14 protein-coding genes are annotated in these 17,887 nt (G+C 56.9%); 4 read left to right on the top strand and 10 right to left on the bottom strand.

All coding sequences use genetic code 11. From position 1 onward, the window contains the following. Nucleotide 1 precedes the first annotated feature (1 nt). The 7 genes from ACAW74_RS26925 to ACAW74_RS26895 all read right to left on the bottom strand — a co-directional run bounded on the left by ACAW74_RS26925 (nucleotide 2) and on the right by ACAW74_RS26895 (nucleotide 12,183). The gene (locus tag ACAW74_RS26925) at nucleotides 2-1,267 is read right to left on the bottom strand and encodes an FG-GAP repeat domain-containing protein (protein ID WP_370701367.1); all 1,266 of its coding nucleotides are present in this window, start codon (nucleotides 1,265-1,267) and stop codon (nucleotides 2-4) included. A gap of 119 nt (nucleotides 1,268-1,386) precedes the next feature. Then, nucleotides 1,387-4,233 (bottom strand): PVC-type heme-binding CxxCH protein, encoded by a 2,847-nt coding sequence (locus ACAW74_RS26920; protein WP_370701366.1) that lies wholly within the window; start codon nucleotides 4,231-4,233, stop codon nucleotides 1,387-1,389. 42 nt (nucleotides 4,234-4,275) lie between these two features. Then, the gene (locus ACAW74_RS26915; protein ID WP_370701365.1) at nucleotides 4,276-4,959 is read right to left on the bottom strand and encodes a 3-keto-disaccharide hydrolase; all 684 of its coding nucleotides are present in this window, start codon (nucleotides 4,957-4,959) and stop codon (nucleotides 4,276-4,278) included. 152 nt (nucleotides 4,960-5,111) lie between these two features. Then, a complete protein-coding gene (locus ACAW74_RS26910; RefSeq protein WP_370701364.1) occupies nucleotides 5,112-6,200 on the bottom strand; it encodes a phytase in 1,089 nt (362 codons plus the stop codon). A 68-nt stretch (nucleotides 6,201-6,268) separates the two neighbouring features. Continuing rightward, entirely contained in the window at nucleotides 6,269-7,528 is a 1,260-nt protein-coding gene (locus ACAW74_RS26905; RefSeq protein WP_370701363.1) for a beta-helix domain-containing protein, read from the bottom strand. A gap of 20 nt (nucleotides 7,529-7,548) precedes the next feature. After that, nucleotides 7,549-10,308 (bottom strand): TonB-dependent receptor, encoded by a 2,760-nt coding sequence (locus tag ACAW74_RS26900; protein WP_370701362.1) that lies wholly within the window; start codon nucleotides 10,306-10,308, stop codon nucleotides 7,549-7,551. Between the two features lie 216 nt (nucleotides 10,309-10,524). Then, nucleotides 10,525-12,183, bottom strand: a complete 1,659-nt coding sequence (locus ACAW74_RS26895; RefSeq protein ID WP_370701361.1) for a tetratricopeptide repeat protein — start codon at nucleotides 12,181-12,183, stop codon at nucleotides 10,525-10,527. Between the two features lie 139 nt (nucleotides 12,184-12,322). On the opposite strand from ACAW74_RS26895, the gene ACAW74_RS26890 reads away from it, so the two are divergent. Continuing rightward, on the top strand, nucleotides 12,323-13,051 hold the full coding sequence (locus ACAW74_RS26890; protein ID WP_370701360.1) for an SDR family oxidoreductase: 729 nt from the start codon (nucleotides 12,323-12,325) through the stop codon (nucleotides 13,049-13,051). Nucleotides 13,052-13,118: 67 nt separating this feature from the next. Here ACAW74_RS26890 and ACAW74_RS26885 read toward each other — a convergent pair whose 3' ends face one another. Continuing rightward, nucleotides 13,119-13,931, bottom strand: a complete 813-nt coding sequence (locus ACAW74_RS26885; RefSeq protein WP_370701359.1) for an SDR family oxidoreductase — start codon at nucleotides 13,929-13,931, stop codon at nucleotides 13,119-13,121. Nucleotides 13,932-14,147: 216 nt separating this feature from the next. Here ACAW74_RS26885 and ACAW74_RS26880 point away from each other — a divergent pair, with 216 nt between their 5' ends. Beyond that, complete coding sequence (locus ACAW74_RS26880; RefSeq protein ID WP_370701358.1) at nucleotides 14,148-15,008, top strand: helix-turn-helix transcriptional regulator; 861 nt, start codon at nucleotides 14,148-14,150, stop codon at nucleotides 15,006-15,008. A 133-nt stretch (nucleotides 15,009-15,141) separates the two neighbouring features. Further along, on the top strand, nucleotides 15,142-16,035 hold the full coding sequence (locus ACAW74_RS26875) for an SDR family NAD(P)-dependent oxidoreductase (protein WP_370701357.1): 894 nt from the start codon (nucleotides 15,142-15,144) through the stop codon (nucleotides 16,033-16,035). Nucleotides 16,036-16,050: 15 nt separating this feature from the next. Here ACAW74_RS26875 and ACAW74_RS26870 read toward each other — a convergent pair whose 3' ends face one another. After that, nucleotides 16,051-16,521: a group II truncated hemoglobin gene (locus tag ACAW74_RS26870; RefSeq protein ID WP_370701356.1), complete on the bottom strand. Its 471-nt coding sequence runs from the start codon at nucleotides 16,519-16,521 to the stop codon at nucleotides 16,051-16,053. A gap of 138 nt (nucleotides 16,522-16,659) precedes the next feature. Here ACAW74_RS26870 and ACAW74_RS26865 point away from each other — a divergent pair, with 138 nt between their 5' ends. Further along, entirely contained in the window at nucleotides 16,660-17,013 is a 354-nt protein-coding gene (locus ACAW74_RS26865; protein WP_370701355.1) for an MmcQ/YjbR family DNA-binding protein, read from the top strand. A gap of 4 nt (nucleotides 17,014-17,017) precedes the next feature. Here the strand turns inward: ACAW74_RS26865 and ACAW74_RS26860 are convergent, their stop codons facing one another. Beyond that, on the bottom strand, nucleotides 17,018-17,860 hold the full coding sequence (locus tag ACAW74_RS26860; RefSeq protein ID WP_370701354.1) for a 3-keto-disaccharide hydrolase: 843 nt from the start codon (nucleotides 17,858-17,860) through the stop codon (nucleotides 17,018-17,020). Between the last annotated feature and the right edge of the window lie 27 nt (nucleotides 17,861-17,887).

The raw sequence follows: 17,887 nt of genomic DNA, 5'->3' as shown, positions 1-17,887 counted from the left end.
GCTACTTCCTGATCTTATTCTCAAACAGAAACACGCCGTTTTTATTGGAAACGACGAGGTCGGTTTTGCCGTCGCCATTCATATCCTGCGCCACGATGTTGAGCCCTGAGCCCGAATCAGTGTCGATCACGTGCTCTTTGAAGTAGGGCGCCTTGCCGGGCGTAAACTCGAACCAGAGCAGAATGGGCGCGTCGCCGTCGCCGGGGTCGCGGCCGTTGTGCGCCAGAAAGCGCTTGCCCGTGATGTAATCGTTGCGACCGTCGCCGTTCAGATCGGCCATGATCGACGAGTGCGTCTGGGAAGTGGTGTTGCTCATCAGGTGCATGCGGAAATTGAGCTTGCCGGTTTCGTCGGTGATCTGCTCGTGCCACCAGACACCCAGCGCGTGGGCCGAGGCGCTTACCACATCGTTTTTGCCGTCGCCGTTAACATCCAGAATCTGCATGTGCGAACAAGGCTCACCCAAATTGGCCGGATGAAACACCCAATTGCCGCCTTTTTTGTCGGTAGTCCCTTCAAACCAGCCTTCCCGAACCACCACATCATTTAGGCCGTCTTTGTTAATGTCGCCGTAGCCGATACCGTGCGAGAAAATTTCGGTGCCAGGTACGTTCTCCCGGCTCAGCGCAAAACGCTGCCAGTCAGTTTCGCCGGGTTTGGTAGGGGCTTTGAGCCATACAATCTGCTTTTTGTCCCGATCGCCACACAGAATATCGAGCCGCCCGTCGCCGTCGATGTCGATAAAGCCCGGCGACTCGTTGGCAATGCCCATCGAATCGACCAGAATCCGCTTTTTCCAGGCGCCCGGCCGGTTTTTGTTGTTTTCGAGCCAGAATGCGGGCCTGCCGGGAAAATCGATGATAACAACGTCGTCCCAGCCGTCCAGATTCACGTCCATGCCTATGTTCAGAAACGAGTCGCTGTAGCCTTGCCGTGGGTCGTAGGTACGTGACGGGATCAGTTCACGGCGGGTCCAGTTGGGGGCCTCAAACCAATAAGTACCGGCTATGATGTCCAGCTTGCCATCCTTATTCAGGTCGGCCACGGCTACGCCTTCCGACATAAACTCACGGCTAAGCGTCGTTTTCTTAAAGTCGTTGGACGGCACCGCCGTCTGGCTGGTAGCTCGGGCCGTAGCGGCGCCATTGGCCATCTGCTGCTTTAGCTGAACCGTTGGGTTTGACTGGCCGATAGCCTGAGTCAGGCAACCGGCGAGCAGTGATCCAATCAGCATGGCCCGACTGCTTAAACTGGTTTGTGTATTCATCGTTCCCAATCCGTTTAGGTACGTATTTCGCCTCCTGACAACCTTGTTAACTTTCTTTTTGTCATCCCGACCTGTTCGCCGGTCGGGATGACAAGAAAACGGATGACAAAAAAGGAATCTTATTGCCCGAGTACCTGACTCAACAGCAGTTGCACTTCGTGATTTTCATGCGAATGCTCTAGTTTGCCAACGCGGTCGTTGAGGTCTTTGAGCAATTTTTTCGATTCATCGGTCCCGAGGGCGGCTACGCGCTGAATGGTGTAGGGCAGTTGTTTCGGCATCTTCGACTTCTGCGCCAGTTCCAGCGCCCGTTTGGCATCCACGGCGGCCAGGGGTTCTGAGGCGTACCAGAGCATCAGCGGCAGATTGTGGTCGTCTTTGTCTTCGGCATGCTGGACCAACGCATCGAGCACATCCCAGCGCTGCGCCGGTTCCAGCCGGAGCATGGCCGACGTCAGGTACAACCGCACCACCGGCGAAGGGTCTTGCTGCGCCATCGTCGCCAGCTTTTTCATCGTTTCGGGCGAAATGGCCTTGTCTTCGGCCAGCAGTTGGATGGCCCAACTCCTAACGTGCTCACTCTCGTTCGACAGCAGAGCGGTCAAGTCGTCGTCGGTGAGGCCTTTCGTCGCGTGGAGCGCCCAGAGTGCGCGGAGTTTACGGGTGGCGTCGGGGTTCGTGTTCAGGATGGTTTTCAGGGCCTTGTGGACTTTCTTGCTGCCGCCCCGTTCCTGCAACAGCAGCCGCGCCTGCCGTACGTACCAGTCGTTGGGGTGAAGCTGATACTGCACCAGTTCCAGATCCGACGCTTTCCGCAGATCGACCTGTACCCACTTGTCGTTGTCGTGACTGATCCGGAAAATCCGGCCCATCGTTTTGTCGTGCACGTCGGGGTTGGGGCTGTGGCACTGGTTTTTGTCGTACCAGTCGATAGCCCAAACCGAGCCACTGGGGTCGTATTTCATGTTGAGCCACTGCGACCATGAATCGTTCATGGCCATAAAATCGGGCTTGTGCGTGACTACGTACCCGGAGCCCTGCGGCGCCGGATGGTCGCGGTTGAGTTTGGCGCCGTTGATGTTGTTCATGAAAATGTCGTTGCGAAACTCCTGCGGCCAACTGTTGCCGAGGTAGATCATCGCCCCGGCATGAGCATGCCCGCCCCCCGCCGACGCCGACCGGAAATTGCCCGCATGGGGGCCGCGTTCGCCCACCCAGTGCACGTGGTCGGCGTGGGTTTTGATGTCGTCGTAGGTGTAGGGGTTGAAATGCTTGCCCGCCTGCCGCTGGTAGCGTCCGCCCTGAATCATGTTGTACATGTGCGGAATCACGCAGGCCGTAATGAACGCGTGGCCGTAGTCGTTGAAATCGAGGCCCCAGGGATTGCTGGTACCTTCGGCGAACAACTCGAACTTTTGAGTAGTCGGGTGGTAGCGCCATACGCCCGCGTTGAGCTTCGTTCGTTCCGAATCGGTCGCGCCGGGTTTGCCTACGTTGGAGTGCGTGAAGACGCCGTGCGTGCCGTAGAGCCAGCCATCAGGTCCCCAGCGCAGGCTGTTCAGGGTTTCGTGGGTGTCTTCCAGCCCCCAGCCGTCGAGCACTTTCTGGGGAGGGCCGGTCGGTTTGTCGGTGTTGAAGTCCGTTGGAATAAACCACAGGTACGGGGCTGCCCCAAGCCACACGCCACCCATGCCAATTTCCATCCCGCTGACCAGGTTTAGGCCCTCAGTAAAGACCTTCTTGCTGTCGAGGGTGCCGTCGCCGTTGGTGTCTTCAAAAATCAGGATTTTGTCACGGCCCTGTCCTTCGGGGGCGGGTACCGGGTACGTATGCGACTCGACCACCCAAAGCCGCCCGCGGGTGTCGATGGTGAAGCAGATGGGTTTGACCAAATCGGGTTCGGCAGCACCGAGCGTGATCTTGAAGCCGGGCGGCGGGGTCATGGCCTGCGCTGCTTTGAGCCCCGACAGCCCCGCGTTCAGGACCGGATCGAGCGGCGGCAAAATGATGATGTCCTTTTGATTCAGCTCATTGGGGAAGGTGGGCCGGGTCGCATAGAACTGAAAATCGTCGAAGTTGATGTGCGCCCACTTGTCGTGGGGGATGTATGGAATCTGCGAAATACCTGTCTCGTTATCAATGATTCGGATGAAAATCTCCTGATTCAGATACGGTTGCAGATCAACGACGACCGGCTGCAAGGTGGCGCGCCCCTGTCCGGTGCTGTGGAAAATTACCTTGTTGGTACTGGCCTGTACGATCTCGACGCGCGTATCCTGCAATGCCCCGCCCGACACCATGAACGCCGCGAATGGCTGCGTGACAGTAAACGGCACTGAAGTCAACGTACCCGTCAGTTTGGCATTGGTGGTGCCGCCGCTACTGAGGAAGTGCTTGCCGCTGAACCCGATATGCATCTCTTTCTCGTGCACGGGCGACGGGTCATCCTGGCTCACGATCGAGTTGGCGAAGGCATCGCCGGTGGCGGTCCAGTCGGCCAACGTACCTGTCTCAACATTCAGGTTCAGGGGCTTTCCGTTTTTCGTGGGCAACTGCCCGGCCGTTGTTGCCTGATTGATTGCGCCCTCAACGACCTCGAAGCTACCCACCATGCCCGCCGCCCGGTGGCCCGGCACCGAGCAGTAATAGGTATCGCTCTTGTCGGCTTTGAAAACGATGCTGGTGGTGGCGCCTTTCTCCTGAATGGTCTTGCTCTTGATACCCAGTTTTTCAAGCGAGATGTCGTGTGTCATCAGTTCACCGTTGGTGATCGTGATGCGCACGCGGTCCCCTTTATTGGCTTTCAACGTTGGGTTACGGGCACCGTCTTTGGCAAAGTAGCCCAGCATGGTTGCTTCCAGCGCGTAGTCCCGGTCGACCTTCTCGGTTGTCTGAGCCTGGCTAGCGGTAGTGGGTAGCAGGAATGGTACTGACAGCGACAACAGAAGCCATTTGCACCTTGTCATAAGCATATATCGGATTTAGGAGTCGGATGCGTTGAGACGGATTCAGAGCTCGGTCAGGGTAAGGTCCCGGAATTCAACCTGTGCGGCTCCGCCACTATGAACCTGCACCGCAATGACACCCTTTGCCGGGATGGTACGGTCCTGTTCGATGTAGTCGGCGGTTTTTACGCCGTTGATGTACAACTCGTGGTGATTGCCCCGGCAGCGGATGATGTAGCTGTTCCAGCCGGTTTCGTTCAGAAGTCGTTTCAGCACGCTCAGATCGCCACCCACGAGTTTACCCCGGCGGTGTTCGTCGTAGATATCGCCCCAGAAACCTGTGCCAATATCGGCCTGGTAGCCTACGATCTTGTCGCCTTCCAACACCGATCGGTACTGAATACCGCTATTGATCATGCCGGTTTTGGGGTCACCCGAGAGCCGGAATAGACAGCGAAACTCAAAATCGCCAAAGGCGCGGGTTGTTTGCAGGTACGTGTTGTCGGCGATTTTCGTGCGGCCATCGCCCCCAATCAATACGCTGTCTTTCACCGTCCAGAGCCGGGCGTGGGCCGGGTCGGTGGTTTTCCAGCCTTCGAGCGTTTTTCCGTTAAATAAAGATTCGGTTTTCGTGGTCGGCTGAGCCAGCATGGCCGAGCTGATACCTAGCTGCAAACAGAAGGCGATCCATAGCCATTGGCTTGAGCCAACAGGGAAAAGAGGCTTCTGGGCATGCGCAGCGTTCATCCGACAACCGGTTTAGGGAAGACCAACTCGACGTACCTATAAAGTGTCGAGGGCCTTCCCTAATACTCATTGACGATGAATGGCCTGTGCGCTATGAGCCAGTGTTTCTGTATGGATAGATGCGGAACAAACAGACCCGGAAGTGCTGAGGGTCAGCGCGTCGACAGCGCACGGGGTTGGCGTCCCATCAAATCTTCCCACCGATACAGTTGGAAGGTACGGTCGTCGCTCATGGCTACGAACAGACCGTGCCGGAACTGCTGGTTGAGTGGTACGGAAACCGTTTCGGAGCCGTCGCTTTCGTGGGTGCTCACCAGCACCGTCTTCACCAGATCGTGTTTGAAAGGGTCGGCGGCTGTGCCTTCGCGGCGGAATACGTGAAAGCGGTTGGCCTGCTGGTCGGATACCAGAATGTAGCCCGTGCTGTCGGTGGTGGCATAAATCGAAATGCCTTCGTGATCCTGTGTGAAGCCGGTGGTCGCAAACAGGGCGAGTTCGGCATTGCCTTTTTGCGGGTCGGCGTAATACTGGCGTACACCCTTGCCTTCGTCGGAAAAATAAACGTACCCAAGCGCATCATCGACGGCAATCGACTCGATTTCTTTCAGGCCACTATACTGCCCGAATTTCCGAACCAGGCTAGCCTGCACGTGGCCGGTACCGTCGTCGTCGAGCCGATACTGCCACAGGTACGTGCCATCCGTTGGGCCAGACTTACGCCCGACGATCGCGTAAATAACGCCCTTCGGATCGCGATATAGGGCAATACCCATCAGGTCGCGAAACTGATCCCCGGTTTCGCCCACAAACATATCCAGACCACCATTGTCGATGGGTGTCATGGCGGGCAGGGCGTAGACACGCAGTTTGTGCGTGAGTCGCTCGGTTGCCACAGCGATGTCTGTCGGCTTACCCTTCAGCAACAGCCCGTATTCGACATCCACGTTGTCGGGGCGCTTCAGGCCACGAACTACTTTGTCGGGCTGGAGTTTGCCGTCGAGGCCAAACACATATAGCCCCCCATCCTGCTCTTTATCGGTGCCAATAATCAGGCTCTGCGCCGGATTGGTGGGGTTAATCCATACGGCCGGGTCGTCGGAGTCGTGCGCTACGGGATCGGTCACGACCACCGGCTTCACGGCCGCGTCGGCCTGCCCAACGGCATGATGCGCTTCGGTTCGGCAGCGTTGCAGCGAGAGGGTAGCCAGTAGGCTAAGGGGCAGAAAAAACCAACGTTTCATGAATACCATTGACGTAAAAACCGCTGACGGTCAAGGGATGTCGACCATCAGCGGTAGCAGAAATAGCCTTATTTCGTTCCTTTGGCGCCAACGTAACTGGCTGGTGCGGGAGACTGATAGAGTGTACCGTTCAGGGTGATACCCGCCGAGTGGTTCCGGGTAAAGGTGGTAATACCTTTGCCAAGGGCAGGCGAGCCGGCCTGTAAGCTGAATTCCCAGGCGGGGTTATACGTCTGGTTCAGCGAGGGGTTGTCGAGGGCGAAGTTGACAAACTTTGGATCGTTGTCGTTCGCTTTTTTGCCGATAATGTCGTTGGTCCCGGCAATGATCTCGGTGCTTGGCTGAAACTGATCGACGCCCTGCTGGGTATAGCCATAATAGTAGTTGTTGCTCACTACGCTGCGCTTATCTTCCGGATTTTTAGGGTCGCGTTTGATGCCGAAGCGGTCGTTGACCAGCAGGTTATTGTACAGGTCGGCCCGAACGCCCACCTCTACCCAGATGGAGCCGCCTTTGATGCTCGGCCGCCGCCAGCCTGCATTGATGATGGTGTTGTTATACCCCACGACGTAGGCTTGCGGGCTGCGGTCGCCCGTGTTGGACAGTTTCAGGGCGTTGGTGTTGGGGCTGTAGATGGTGTTGAACGCTACGTCGGCCACCACACCCGATTTGATATTGATGGCGTCGCCACCCGACACACCCTGTGTATAAATGAGGTTGTTGGCCAGAATTACCTTGCCGCCTTCAAGGTAGAAACCATCTTCGTTCTGGTTGTTGAGGCGGCTGTTGATGATCACCACTTTACCGTTCGTATTCGAGTAGTTAACGGCAGGTACGTGGTTGCCGGCCGCTGCTTTGTAAAAACCAGCTTTTACCGACGGTGAGCTTTCGGTGGTTACGGCCCCGCCATATTCCAGAATGGCGTTTTGGATCAACAGTTCCTCCGATTTAGGGCCGCATATGATGCCGCCCCACAGGTTGCCAAACTCGTTTTTGGCGGTCTTCCAGGCATCAGGTACCGTAAATTTCACCGGGTTGGCTGCTGTGCCCACTACGTAGAGGTTGCCTTTCACGATGAACTCCGGCTTCACCGTCGAGTCGCTGAACAGGACTGTGGCACCCTCCTGAATAGTGAGCGATTTGCCCTCCGAAATTTGCAGGTGGTTGGTGATTTTATACGTGCCACCGGCCGTCCAGACGCCCGATACGTCGCCCCCTACGTTTTCCTGCACAACGGGTGCAGGCGTAGGCGTGCTGTTGTCTTGTTTGGTCGTGCAGCTTAGCGCCGTTGCCGCCAGTAAGGCTGAGATGATAAATCCGTACTTCATGGTTATTGATTGATAAGTGGTTATCGTTTGTAGCGGAGGCCAAGCAGGTATGATTGCCCGTAGACATCGCGCCGGACCAGGGTTTGCCCGGCCGCTGGGTTCTGTTCGGGTACGCCGGTATTCTGGGCGTTACCATTTTTGATGTACACCTCCAGGGGCGTATTCAGCAGGTTGTTAGCTTTGGCAAACAGGATGAATCCTCCGGCTAGTCGCTTCTCGATCGACGCGTCCATTTGGATGAAGGCTTTCTGCCAGAGATCATTGTCGACAAACTGCGATACGGTGGTAATGCGCTCACCCGTGTAGCTAGCCGCCAGTTGTACGTCCCAGCCACGTTGCGTGTCTTTATACAGGACTGACAGGTTGGCAACATGCGCCGACTGCCCGTAGAGTGGCCGGGTCTGGCTCACCGAGATGGTCTGTAGATCGCCCTGTGCATTGCGGATACGCTTCGATTTGGGCGTTGTGATGCCCGAATTCGTATACGTATAATTGGCTTTCAGGCCCCATTGCCGGACGTACCTGATGGCGTCGAGTTCCAGCCCGTAGTTGGTGGCTGTGCCGAAGTTACCGGGGGTGTAGTATAGGTCCTGCCCGCGAATGGCGTCTTTTTGCAGGGTGTATTCGATCGGGTTCTGAATACGCTTGTAAAACAGACCAACCATAAACTGCTCCAGCGGGCGCGGGAAGTGCTCGTAGCGCAGGTCGATATTGTCGGCGATGGCCCGTTGCAAATTGGGGTTGCCACGTTCCTGATACTCCTCGTTGACGATGCGATAAGGCACAATCTCGAAGAAGCCCGGCCGGTTCAACGACCGGAAGTAGGAAGCCCGCCAGTTGGTGCGGCCATCGGTAGGCCGATAGCGCAGGTGCAGGCTGGGTAGCAGATCGGTGTAGCGCTGGCTACCTGTTGGGAAGTCTTCACCAATCGGGAATTTCATGGCGTATCCCTGGCTGGTGTGCTCGACACGTACCCCGCCCACAGCTTCCAGCGGGCGGTCGAGGGTGCGAAACTGAACGTACCCGGCCGATGTCTGCTCGGTGGCGTCGTAGTTCAGCGCCGATGCCACCGAACCCAGCGGGTTCTGCACCGTCCAGCGGATCTGATTATAGTCGGTGAAGTCGGTGCCAAACAGGGCCAGCGCATTGGTCGGGCGCAACTGGTAGTTGTTGTAGAAATTGGTCCGTTGTTTGTCGCGGTACAGACCACCCACCATCCACTCGATAGGCAACCCCGCTATGGCCCGTCGGTAGGTCAGATTCAGGTACGCGGCCAGATCCTGATCGGTGTTGTGCTCCCAGCGCCGGTAGCCATCGCTTACCGTCGTGCGGGTTTCGACAAAGGCCTTCCGAATACCCAACAACGGGATATTCGTCTGGTCAGGTACGTTGTTGGTGGCCCGTGAGTAAACACCCGACCAGGTCAGGCTCAGGGCGTCGGCCAGGGTGTGTGTTCCCTGAAGCGTACTCGTGGTGATCTGCTGTTGGGTAAGGCGGGAACGGGTGGCGAAGGACAGCGACGCATTGCCCAATTCGGCGCTGTAGCCACCGATACCCAACTGCGTTTGTTTGGTGTCGCGGATCTGCGCGTTGGTCAGGCTGATGAACGCATTGTACCACTGAAATTTATGCCGATCCGATAGCCGGAAATCAACCTTGCTGTGCAAGCCATAGCGCGTCTGGCGTTCCGAGTAAAGACGTTCGGCCTGCTGGCTCAGCACTACGCCGCGTAACGTGTCGACCACGTCGCCGTTAAAAAACAGGCTGCTGCTGCCCCGGTATGTCTGCTGGAAACTGCCCGCCAGCATAATGCCCAGCCGCCGATTCAGGAAGCGGTCGCCAACGGCGAAGCCACCCAGTACATTGGGCATCGGCTGGCGATTGGTGTAGGTGCTGGGTGCCGCGTTAAAGTCGGACGCGGTGGCGCTGTACTGGTTACCGAGGCGCTCATAGGGCGACTGTGCGCTGATGGCGCGGGTATCGAAACTTGTGAAAGGCCGGTCGACGAAGAGACTGGTATAACCCGTTGCCAGATTGGCCTGCACCGTTCGCTGGTTGGGAGCATCGCGCATCACCATGTTGATCGCCCCGCCGATGGCGTCGCCTTCCTGGCTGGGGAGCAGTGCCTTGTACACCTCCAGCCGGTCGAGCAATTCGGCCGGGAAAATGTCGAGCGGTACGTAGCGGTATCGGTTGTCGGGACTGGGGATCTTAACGCCGTTCACCAATGTGTAGTTGTAGCGTTTGTCCATTCCCCGCAGAATGGCATATTGCCCGTCGCCGTTGGAATTGCGTTCGATGGAAATGCCCGACACGCGCTGAATGACGTTGGCTACGGTGAGATCGGGTGAGAGTTCGATGCTGCGCCCCGACACGATGTTGGTAACCTGGAGGGCGTTGCGTTCGAGGTCGCGGGCGCTCCGGTCGGTACTGCCATCGCGTTTGGCCGTAACAGTCACCTCCGTCAGGTTCTGCTCGGCCGACTCTAGGGCAATATCGAGCGTGACGGCCGCTTCGGCGCCGACGGTCAGGTCTCTGACAATCGTTTTGTAAGTGAGGTAGCTGATCCGGAGGCGGTAGGTGCCCGCAGGTACGTTACGCAGGGCGTAGGTGCCATCAAGACCCGATACCCCGCGATACTTCGTGTTTTCCAGAACCAGGTTGGCGCCGATGACCTGTTCGCCCGTGACCGCATCGCGTATTTTCCCCTGAATACTACCCGACCAACCGGCGAGTGGAAGCAGTAAAAAAACGAGCCATACGAAAGAAGATAATCTCATGACGGTTGCCAGCAGTGCCGCCAGCGATTGACGGCACAAAGGTGTATGGCCCGTCGTCAGCCAGGCAACTAACAACCGTAAGCAAGAAAGCAACAACGACACTCGCGCCGTTAACAGCAGAGCAACACTACTGTTTTTCGTAATTTAAATTACTGACAGTCAAGGGTTTTATCCATAAATACGCTGCCATTATCTTATTGTTATCGTACTGTTGCCTCAGGATGAAGCCGCCGGTGTACCGGTGGGCTGGGCCGCATACCGGAGCAGGTACGTGGTGAGCGATTCGCCTTCGGGAAGACCTAACTTTTTGCGGAGCCGGTACCGGGCTACGCGCAGGCTGTCGGGTGAGATGCCCAGCATAGCAGCCATCTCGCCCGAGGGTAGATTCATCTTGAGCAGGGCAATGAGGCGCAGGTCGGTTGGCGTTAGCTCGGGAAACTGGCGGGTCAGTTCGGTAAAGAAATGAGGGTGTACCTGATCGAACGTCGCGCGGAAGTCGTCCCAGTTTTTGTCGGTGCTAAAACTCTGGCCAATCTTCTGAACCAATTGCTTCAGTTGCTTTCGTTGATCGCGCTTGTCGTCGTTGAGAAGGGTCGTCAGGTCATTTTTGAGTTCTTCGAGCACCTGATTTTTCTGAATCAGGTGGAGGGTATGCGAAGACAGTTCTTTGCCCTGAAGGGCGAGCTGGTAGCGGAGGTTCTCTTCGGCAAGCTGTTGGTTGGTCATTTCGGCCTCCATCAGTGCGCGCTGGGTGTCGAAGATCTGCCGGTTCTGTTCGTTAAGGGCGCGTTCATTTCGAATCTTAAGCCGTTGCCGACTAATAATGACCGCCGCCAGGCCACCCAGCAGGAGCAAGACCAGCCCGGCGGTTAGCGACAAAATCGTGTTCATGCGCTTTTCGGTGCTGAGTCGGGCAATCTCGTTGTCTTTCTGCTCAACGTCGAACAGGGTTTGTAAAAGGGCTATTTGCTGGTTGTTGCCTACCGCATACAGTTCGTCGGTGAGGTCGTGGCTCCGCTCAAAATAAGCATAGGCGCTGTCGTGGCGGTTTAGTAGCTGATAGGTTTTGCCCAGATCGCGGTAAACGCCGTTGAGCTGGTAAGTCTCCTGCGTCCGTTGGGCGGTAGCCATCACCTGTCGGTAGTAGGTCAGTGCCGAATCATACTGGCCTGTTTTGCGGTAGAGGTCGCCCAGGTTATTAATGATTTCGAGCTGATCAACCGTGCGGCCACTCTTCTGGCTCAGCAACAGGGCGTGCTGGTAATAGTACCGCGCGGAGTCGTACCGGGCCTGATCCTCAAAAATGCTCCCGATGTTCTCATAAATTTTGCCCAGCCCGGCTTCGTCCTGTGTGGTCTGGTACTGCGCGAGGGCGCGTTTTTGGTAGGCGAATGCCTGCGCGAAGTTCTGCTCTTTCTCGAGCAGGTGGCCGATGTGGCCGTACGTCCGGGCAATGCCAGACCGGTTGCCCGTGCGGCGGTAAATGGCCAATGCCTCGTCAAACTGCTTTCGGGCGAGGGCGCTCTGCCGGTTATAGTAATAGACGGTTCCTAATTCGTTCAGGTTATTGGCCAGGTCATCACCCGCGCCTACGGCCCGGTAGCCTTTCTGCGCCTGAAGCAGGTAGTCAATCGCCTGGGTATAGTTACCTTGATGGTAGAAAAGAAGGCCAATTTGCTGCCGAAGCGTGTTTTCGGTAGGCAGATCCTGCTGCTCGACAGCCCGGTTCAGGGCTGATTTCAACTGCCTGAACGTCGAGTCGGGTTGGAGCGAACGCCTGGATTGCCCCCAAACGGCGCTGCCACCAGCCCCGGTGATAGCCAACCAGCAAATGAACCGAAACAGGTGGTGAAACGACCGGGAAGACATACCCATATAGGTGACTGACTAATGAAGATAGCGGGTCCGTGGCAATGTTGTGTGTGAAGTTTTGATGAAGCGTTTGCTATCGGCCATTGGAGGCGGTTATTTGCTTATCGGAAAAAGGCACAAACGTGTCGAACAATGCAATCGCATGAATCTGTCGAACAACAAAATCCTGATTACGGGTGGTGCGTCTGGCATCGGCCTGGGCCTGACCGAACGATTCATTCAGGAAAACAACACGGTCATTATCTGTGGCCGCCGCGAAACGATGCTGAACGACGTCTCGGCCCGGTTCCCCTCGGTCATCACGCGGGTTTGTGATCTGGCGCAGGCCGCCGACCGGGAGGCGCTCTACGACTGGGTGCGTGCCGAACATGCCGACCTGAACGTGCTGGTCAACAACGCGGGGATCCAGCAGTGGATGTCGGTTACTGACGAGGCGTTTTATGAGCGGGCGAAGGAAGAAATCGCGGTGAACATCGAAGCCCCGCTGCACCTGACGTCGCTGTTTGCCAACCTGCCGACACTGAAGACCGTGATGAATGTAACGTCGGGGCTAGCCTTTGTGCCGCTGTCGAAGGTGCCGGTTTATTCGGCCACCAAGGCTTTTTTTCACTCGTTTACCCTATCGTTGCGGTACCTGCTGGCACCCAAAGGCATCGACGTCATCGAGCTGATTCCGCCCGCGCTGAATACCGATCTGGGTGGTAAAGGGCTGCACGATCAGGCGCCGCCCGTGAGCGGGTTTATCGACGCCGTATTCGAGCAGTTGAAACAGGGCAAAACCGAACTGACCTACGGCTTCAGCGAGGCGATGGCCAACGCTACCCCCGACGGCCTGCGCGCTGCCTTCGACCGGATGAATCCGCCTGCCTGATTGGCTGTTGACAGCATATACGAATCAAAAGCCGCAGGACAACGACTTCCTGCGGCTCCAATCTTTTTTACCCCTGCGCTTCTTCCGAAACGGAGTTCCACTCCCGCCAGATGTCCAGCCGTTTCTGGTACGTCGGCTCCACGATTTTGAGGGGCATCGACCCGAAGAAAATCCGAAGGGGCGGCTTTTCGGCATCGACAACTTTCATCAGGGCCGCCGCGGTGGCCTCGGGGTTACCCTGAGGGGTGTTCTTCATCATCTGCGCCCGCTTCTCCCGAATGGGGTCATAGGCGGCAATGGGCTGGCTGCGTTTGGCCGAATCGCCCCGCCAGTCGGTGTCGAAACCGCCCGGCTCGATCAGCGTTACGTTGATACCGAAGTCGGCTACTTCCTGTGAGAGCGACTCGCAGATGGCTTCGATCCCCCATTTCGATGCGTGGTACATACCGAGTGAGGCAAACGCCGCCACCCCGCCCACGCTCGACACCTGAATGATGTGCCCGCTGCCTTGTTCGCGCATGATGGGCAGAGCCGCCTGAATAAGCCAGAGCGACCCAAACAGGTTGGTCTCAAGCTGCTGTCGGGCCTCGGCTTCGGTTACTTCTTCGATCGCGCCAAAATGACCATACCCCGCGTTGCTGACCAGGAGATCGAGTTGGCCAAAAGCCTGATGCGCCTGCTGTACCGCGTCGATGTTGGCCTGCCGGTCTGTAACGTCCAGTTGAATGGGCAGGATGGCGTCGCCATACGTCGCTACCAGTTCAGACAGGTCATCGGTGTTGCGGGCTGTAGCCGCTACCTTATCACCCCGTTTGAGAGCCGCTTCCGCCCAGATTTTCCCGAAGCCCCGCGAGGCACCGGTGATTAACCAATGTTTCATTTCTATGAGTGCTTTAATCAATTACCTACCTGACAAGCGCTGATTGGCCAGATTGTTTAGCCGTTAGCAACGAATAGCCCCGGCTTTCTGCACCATAAGGCCAACAACCAGCGCATGGCTGCACTTTGCAGCCCAGCCTAGCTTGCTAATCGAGTAACCAATATCGGCGAAAACGGTTGATACACTGACTGCCTTTCGCGTCACTGTCTCAGCCCGATGAAATACGTATCCGAACTGTATCCCCGCCCCGCGTTAGCAACCAGTGAAAGCCTGGCCTGGCGGGGCGTCAGGCTGGAGCATCACCTGTCGGCTGCGATGGAACTGCCCGCGCATGTTCACGAACAGCACTTGTTGCTGCTTTACCAGAGTGAGTCTCCGATGCTGGTGCAGCAACGGCAAGGCAGCCGGATTCATCGGGAATTGTTTCGGCCAGGTACGTTGGGGCTCTATCCGGGTGGGGAATACGGCGCGGTTTCCTGGAACAAACCCGCCGACACGATTCATCTTTTTATCGACAATGAGCATCTGGAAACCATGGCCCGGCAAAGCCTTGATCTGGCGTATATGAAGCTGCCGTTCCAGTTTCAGTTCGACGATGCGTTGCTGGGCCAGCTGGGGCGGCAGTTGTTACAGGCAGTGGGTACCCAACACGCGCTGGGCCTGCTGTATATCGAATCGCTGACCAACACGCTTTGCTATCACCTGATCGAACACTACGCCAGCTACGAGCGGCGACTTCCACATGTATCCCGGCTGGCGTCTTCGGTACTGGCCCGAATCGATACGTACCTGGAAACCCATGCCGACAAGGTGATAACGGTGGAAACCATGGCCAGCCTGGCTAACCTCAGCGTTTTCCATTTTGCCCGGCTCTTCAAGCACACAACGGGTGTATCGCCGTACCAGTACGTAATCGGCTGGAAAATCAGGCTAGCCTGTCAGCGGTTGCGGGCCGATCAGGCAGCCATAGCCGATATCAGCGAGGCGCTGGGCTTTGCCACGCCAGCTCACTTTTCGGCCGCGTTCAAGCGGGTTATGGGCGTAAGTCCGCGGGCCTTCCAGCGTGGTGGGGCGTAAGGCTAATCAGCAGGAATTCGTAAGAACTCAGCAGAAATTTGCACCCGCCGATGACCAGTCCCCGCGACCTTTGTGGCCGATTGATCGCCACACATAGTAAATCAATACTCAACAACGAATGCTAACTAATCATATGGCAACGACAATTTTAGTGGCCGGGGCAACCGGTAATCTGGGCGGACGAATCGTTCGGGAACTGCGCAAACGGGGCGCCGACGTGCGGGCGCTGGTCCGGCACAGCTCCGACGCCAAAAAAGTAGCTGAATTGACGCAGCAGGGCGTGCAGATCGCCGAAGCCGACTTGTCGGACGAGGCGCAGCTGACGAAGGCCTGCGAGGGCGTCGATTGTGTAGTATCGGCCCTACAGGGACTGCGCGATGTGATTCTGGATACACAATTGCAACTGGTTGATGCGGCGGTGGCGGCGGGTGTGCCGCGTTTCATCGCTTCCGATTTTTCAAGCGATTTTACCCAACAGCCCGACGGTGAAAACCGCAACTTCGACCTTCGGCGCGAATTCATGCGACAGGTCGACACGAAGGCCATTGCAACCACCTCTATTCTGAACGGGGCCTTTGCGGATCTGCTGCTCTACGGCATGCCGCTGCTTGATTTTAAGAAAAAGCAGGTCGGCTTTTGGGAAAACCCTGACTGGCGCATTGATTTTACGACGATGGATAGCACCGCCGCCTATACCGCTGCGGCCGCCCTCGACGAATCGACGTCCCGTATCCTACGCATTGCCGATTTTCAAATCAGCCCCAACGAGCTGGCGGCGGTCGCAGAGGCGGCGCTGGGCGAGCCATTCGCGCTGGTGCGGTTAGGATCGCTCGACGAACTGGCGGCTTACAACAAACGGGAACGAGCAGCCCACCCTGAAGGTGAGCAGGAGGTATTCCCGCGCTGGCAGCAAAGCCAGTATATGCAGAGCATGTTCAGCGTACAGCACGAGTCGCTCGACAACGATCGCTACACGGGTATCCAGTGGGTTAGCCTGCAGAACCTGTTGGCACAGCGTCGGCAATAAGCTGGCGGCACACTACTAGGGTTGATACGGCCCGCCCGGAACGCCCCATCCCCAGCGAGGCATAGGCTCGTTTGGCTGGATGGGGTTTTCGGTGGCCGTTGAGTTGAGCACGGCTATCCGGCTGCCCCACTCCAGGTAACCAACCAGTGCCGACCGAAACTCGGGGTCGCTGGGTAGGCCCAGTTCATCGGCGCTCTCGAGCAGGAGTTGCATCCAGCGCTTACGCATGCCCTCGGTGAGGTGTTTGCCAATATGATGAGCGACCATGTTGGCATGGCTACCTTGGTCGTCGTGCGTATAGCGTGGTGGTCCGCCGAATACTTCACCGATAAAATGAGCGACGTGCTGCGCGTGTTCGGGCGACATGTGTCGAAAAACCGGCTCCAGCAGCGCATCCTGGTGTACTTTGCTGTAGAAAAGCGTAGTCAGCTGTTCCAGCTTTTCGGTGCCGCCCGCCCAGTCATATAACGTTGGAATTGGTTGCATAGCCATTGGTCTGCGCCGATTTGTTGTTCTACGACAAGGTACACGTGTATCGGTTCGGTGCAACCGTTTATCCGTTATTTGGTGGGTACGTTCCGTCGGCAGCCTAGTTTAGGCTATTCCAAACAAACTCGTTGCTTCATGGTCGAACTGGAAACGTGCCATCAATTGGCCCGCTCACTGCCCGAAATCACCGAACAGCCCCATTTCGACAAACCGTCGTTTCGCATAGGCGGAAAAGTAATGGCGACGCTGAACCGCAAAGAAAACCGGATTTGTGTCAAGCTGTCGGAAACGGATCAGGATATGTTCTGTGCCTTCGACCGAACCGTCATTTACCCGGTGCCTAACAAGTGGGGCAAACAGGGATGGACGCTGATCAACCTGCAACACGTGGCCGAAGAAACCTTACTTGATGCGTTGCGCGCGGCCTATCGGCACGTGGCCCCCAAAAAGCTGGCCGCGCTGCTACCCGCGCCAGACGACAGCCTGTAGGGCGCTATTTCCGGGTACGTAGCCGCCGCAACACCGCTGTGAGCTCGGTGGGTTTGTTCATGTATGGGGCCAGATCAAACACAGCAACGCGCCGGAATTCTACAGGGTGGCTCTCGCTTTGCAGCGAAATGTAGCCTTCGCGGAGGGGTTGTCCGTCTTTCTTCAGCGCGGGGTCATGTCCCTGTACGTTGCCGCCGCCAAGTTGTGGTTTGCTGAAGGTGAGTACGGTATCGCCTTCCACAATGTGGTGTACCAGCGAATCGCCCAACACAAGCGCTTCGGCGTGCACCCACTGATCGCCGTGATAGGTTTTAGACCGTGAATCGACACAGTGGGGCGTAAAGAGCTTGCCCTGATAAACCACGTTGGTGCCGGGCGTGCAGAGGTTGGCCGTGTGCCGCTCGCGCTGCCCATCGCCGCCCAACAATTGCATTTCCAGCGACATCGGGAAGTCCTGCTTAAGGCCCATCGTTTCGGGGGCCTGCCCGTGCAGCATAGCCCCGCTGTTGCGCGTGGCCCAGCCTGGCCCGCCCGCTACCTGGTTACCTACGAACCGGTATTCGACCACCAGCAGATAAGCCGAAAACGGGCGTTTTTTATAGAAAATGTGGCCATACTGTTCGTCGAAGGCCTTATACTGGTCGTAGTTGACCGTCATTTTTCCGTCCTGAACCCGGAAGGTGTTGCCGTAATTATCGTTGAGTGGGTGGCCTGTAATCTTGACGGCCCAGTCGTTCAGGTCTTTGCCATTGAACAGTTCGATCCATTGATCAGCCTTGGGCCGGGCTTGTCCGAAGCAAAGGGTGGTGAAAAGGCAGCAGGCGAAAAGTAGCGAGAATTGGCGCATAAAAAGGTTGTATGTATGTCGATAAGC

The sequence above is a fragment of the Fibrella musci genome (assembly GCF_041321105.1).
Lineage (GTDB): Bacteria > Bacteroidota > Bacteroidia > Cytophagales > Spirosomataceae > Fibrella > Fibrella musci.
The sequence above is the reverse complement of the archived record's forward strand: the minus strand, read 5'-3'. Positions and strand labels throughout refer to the sequence as shown.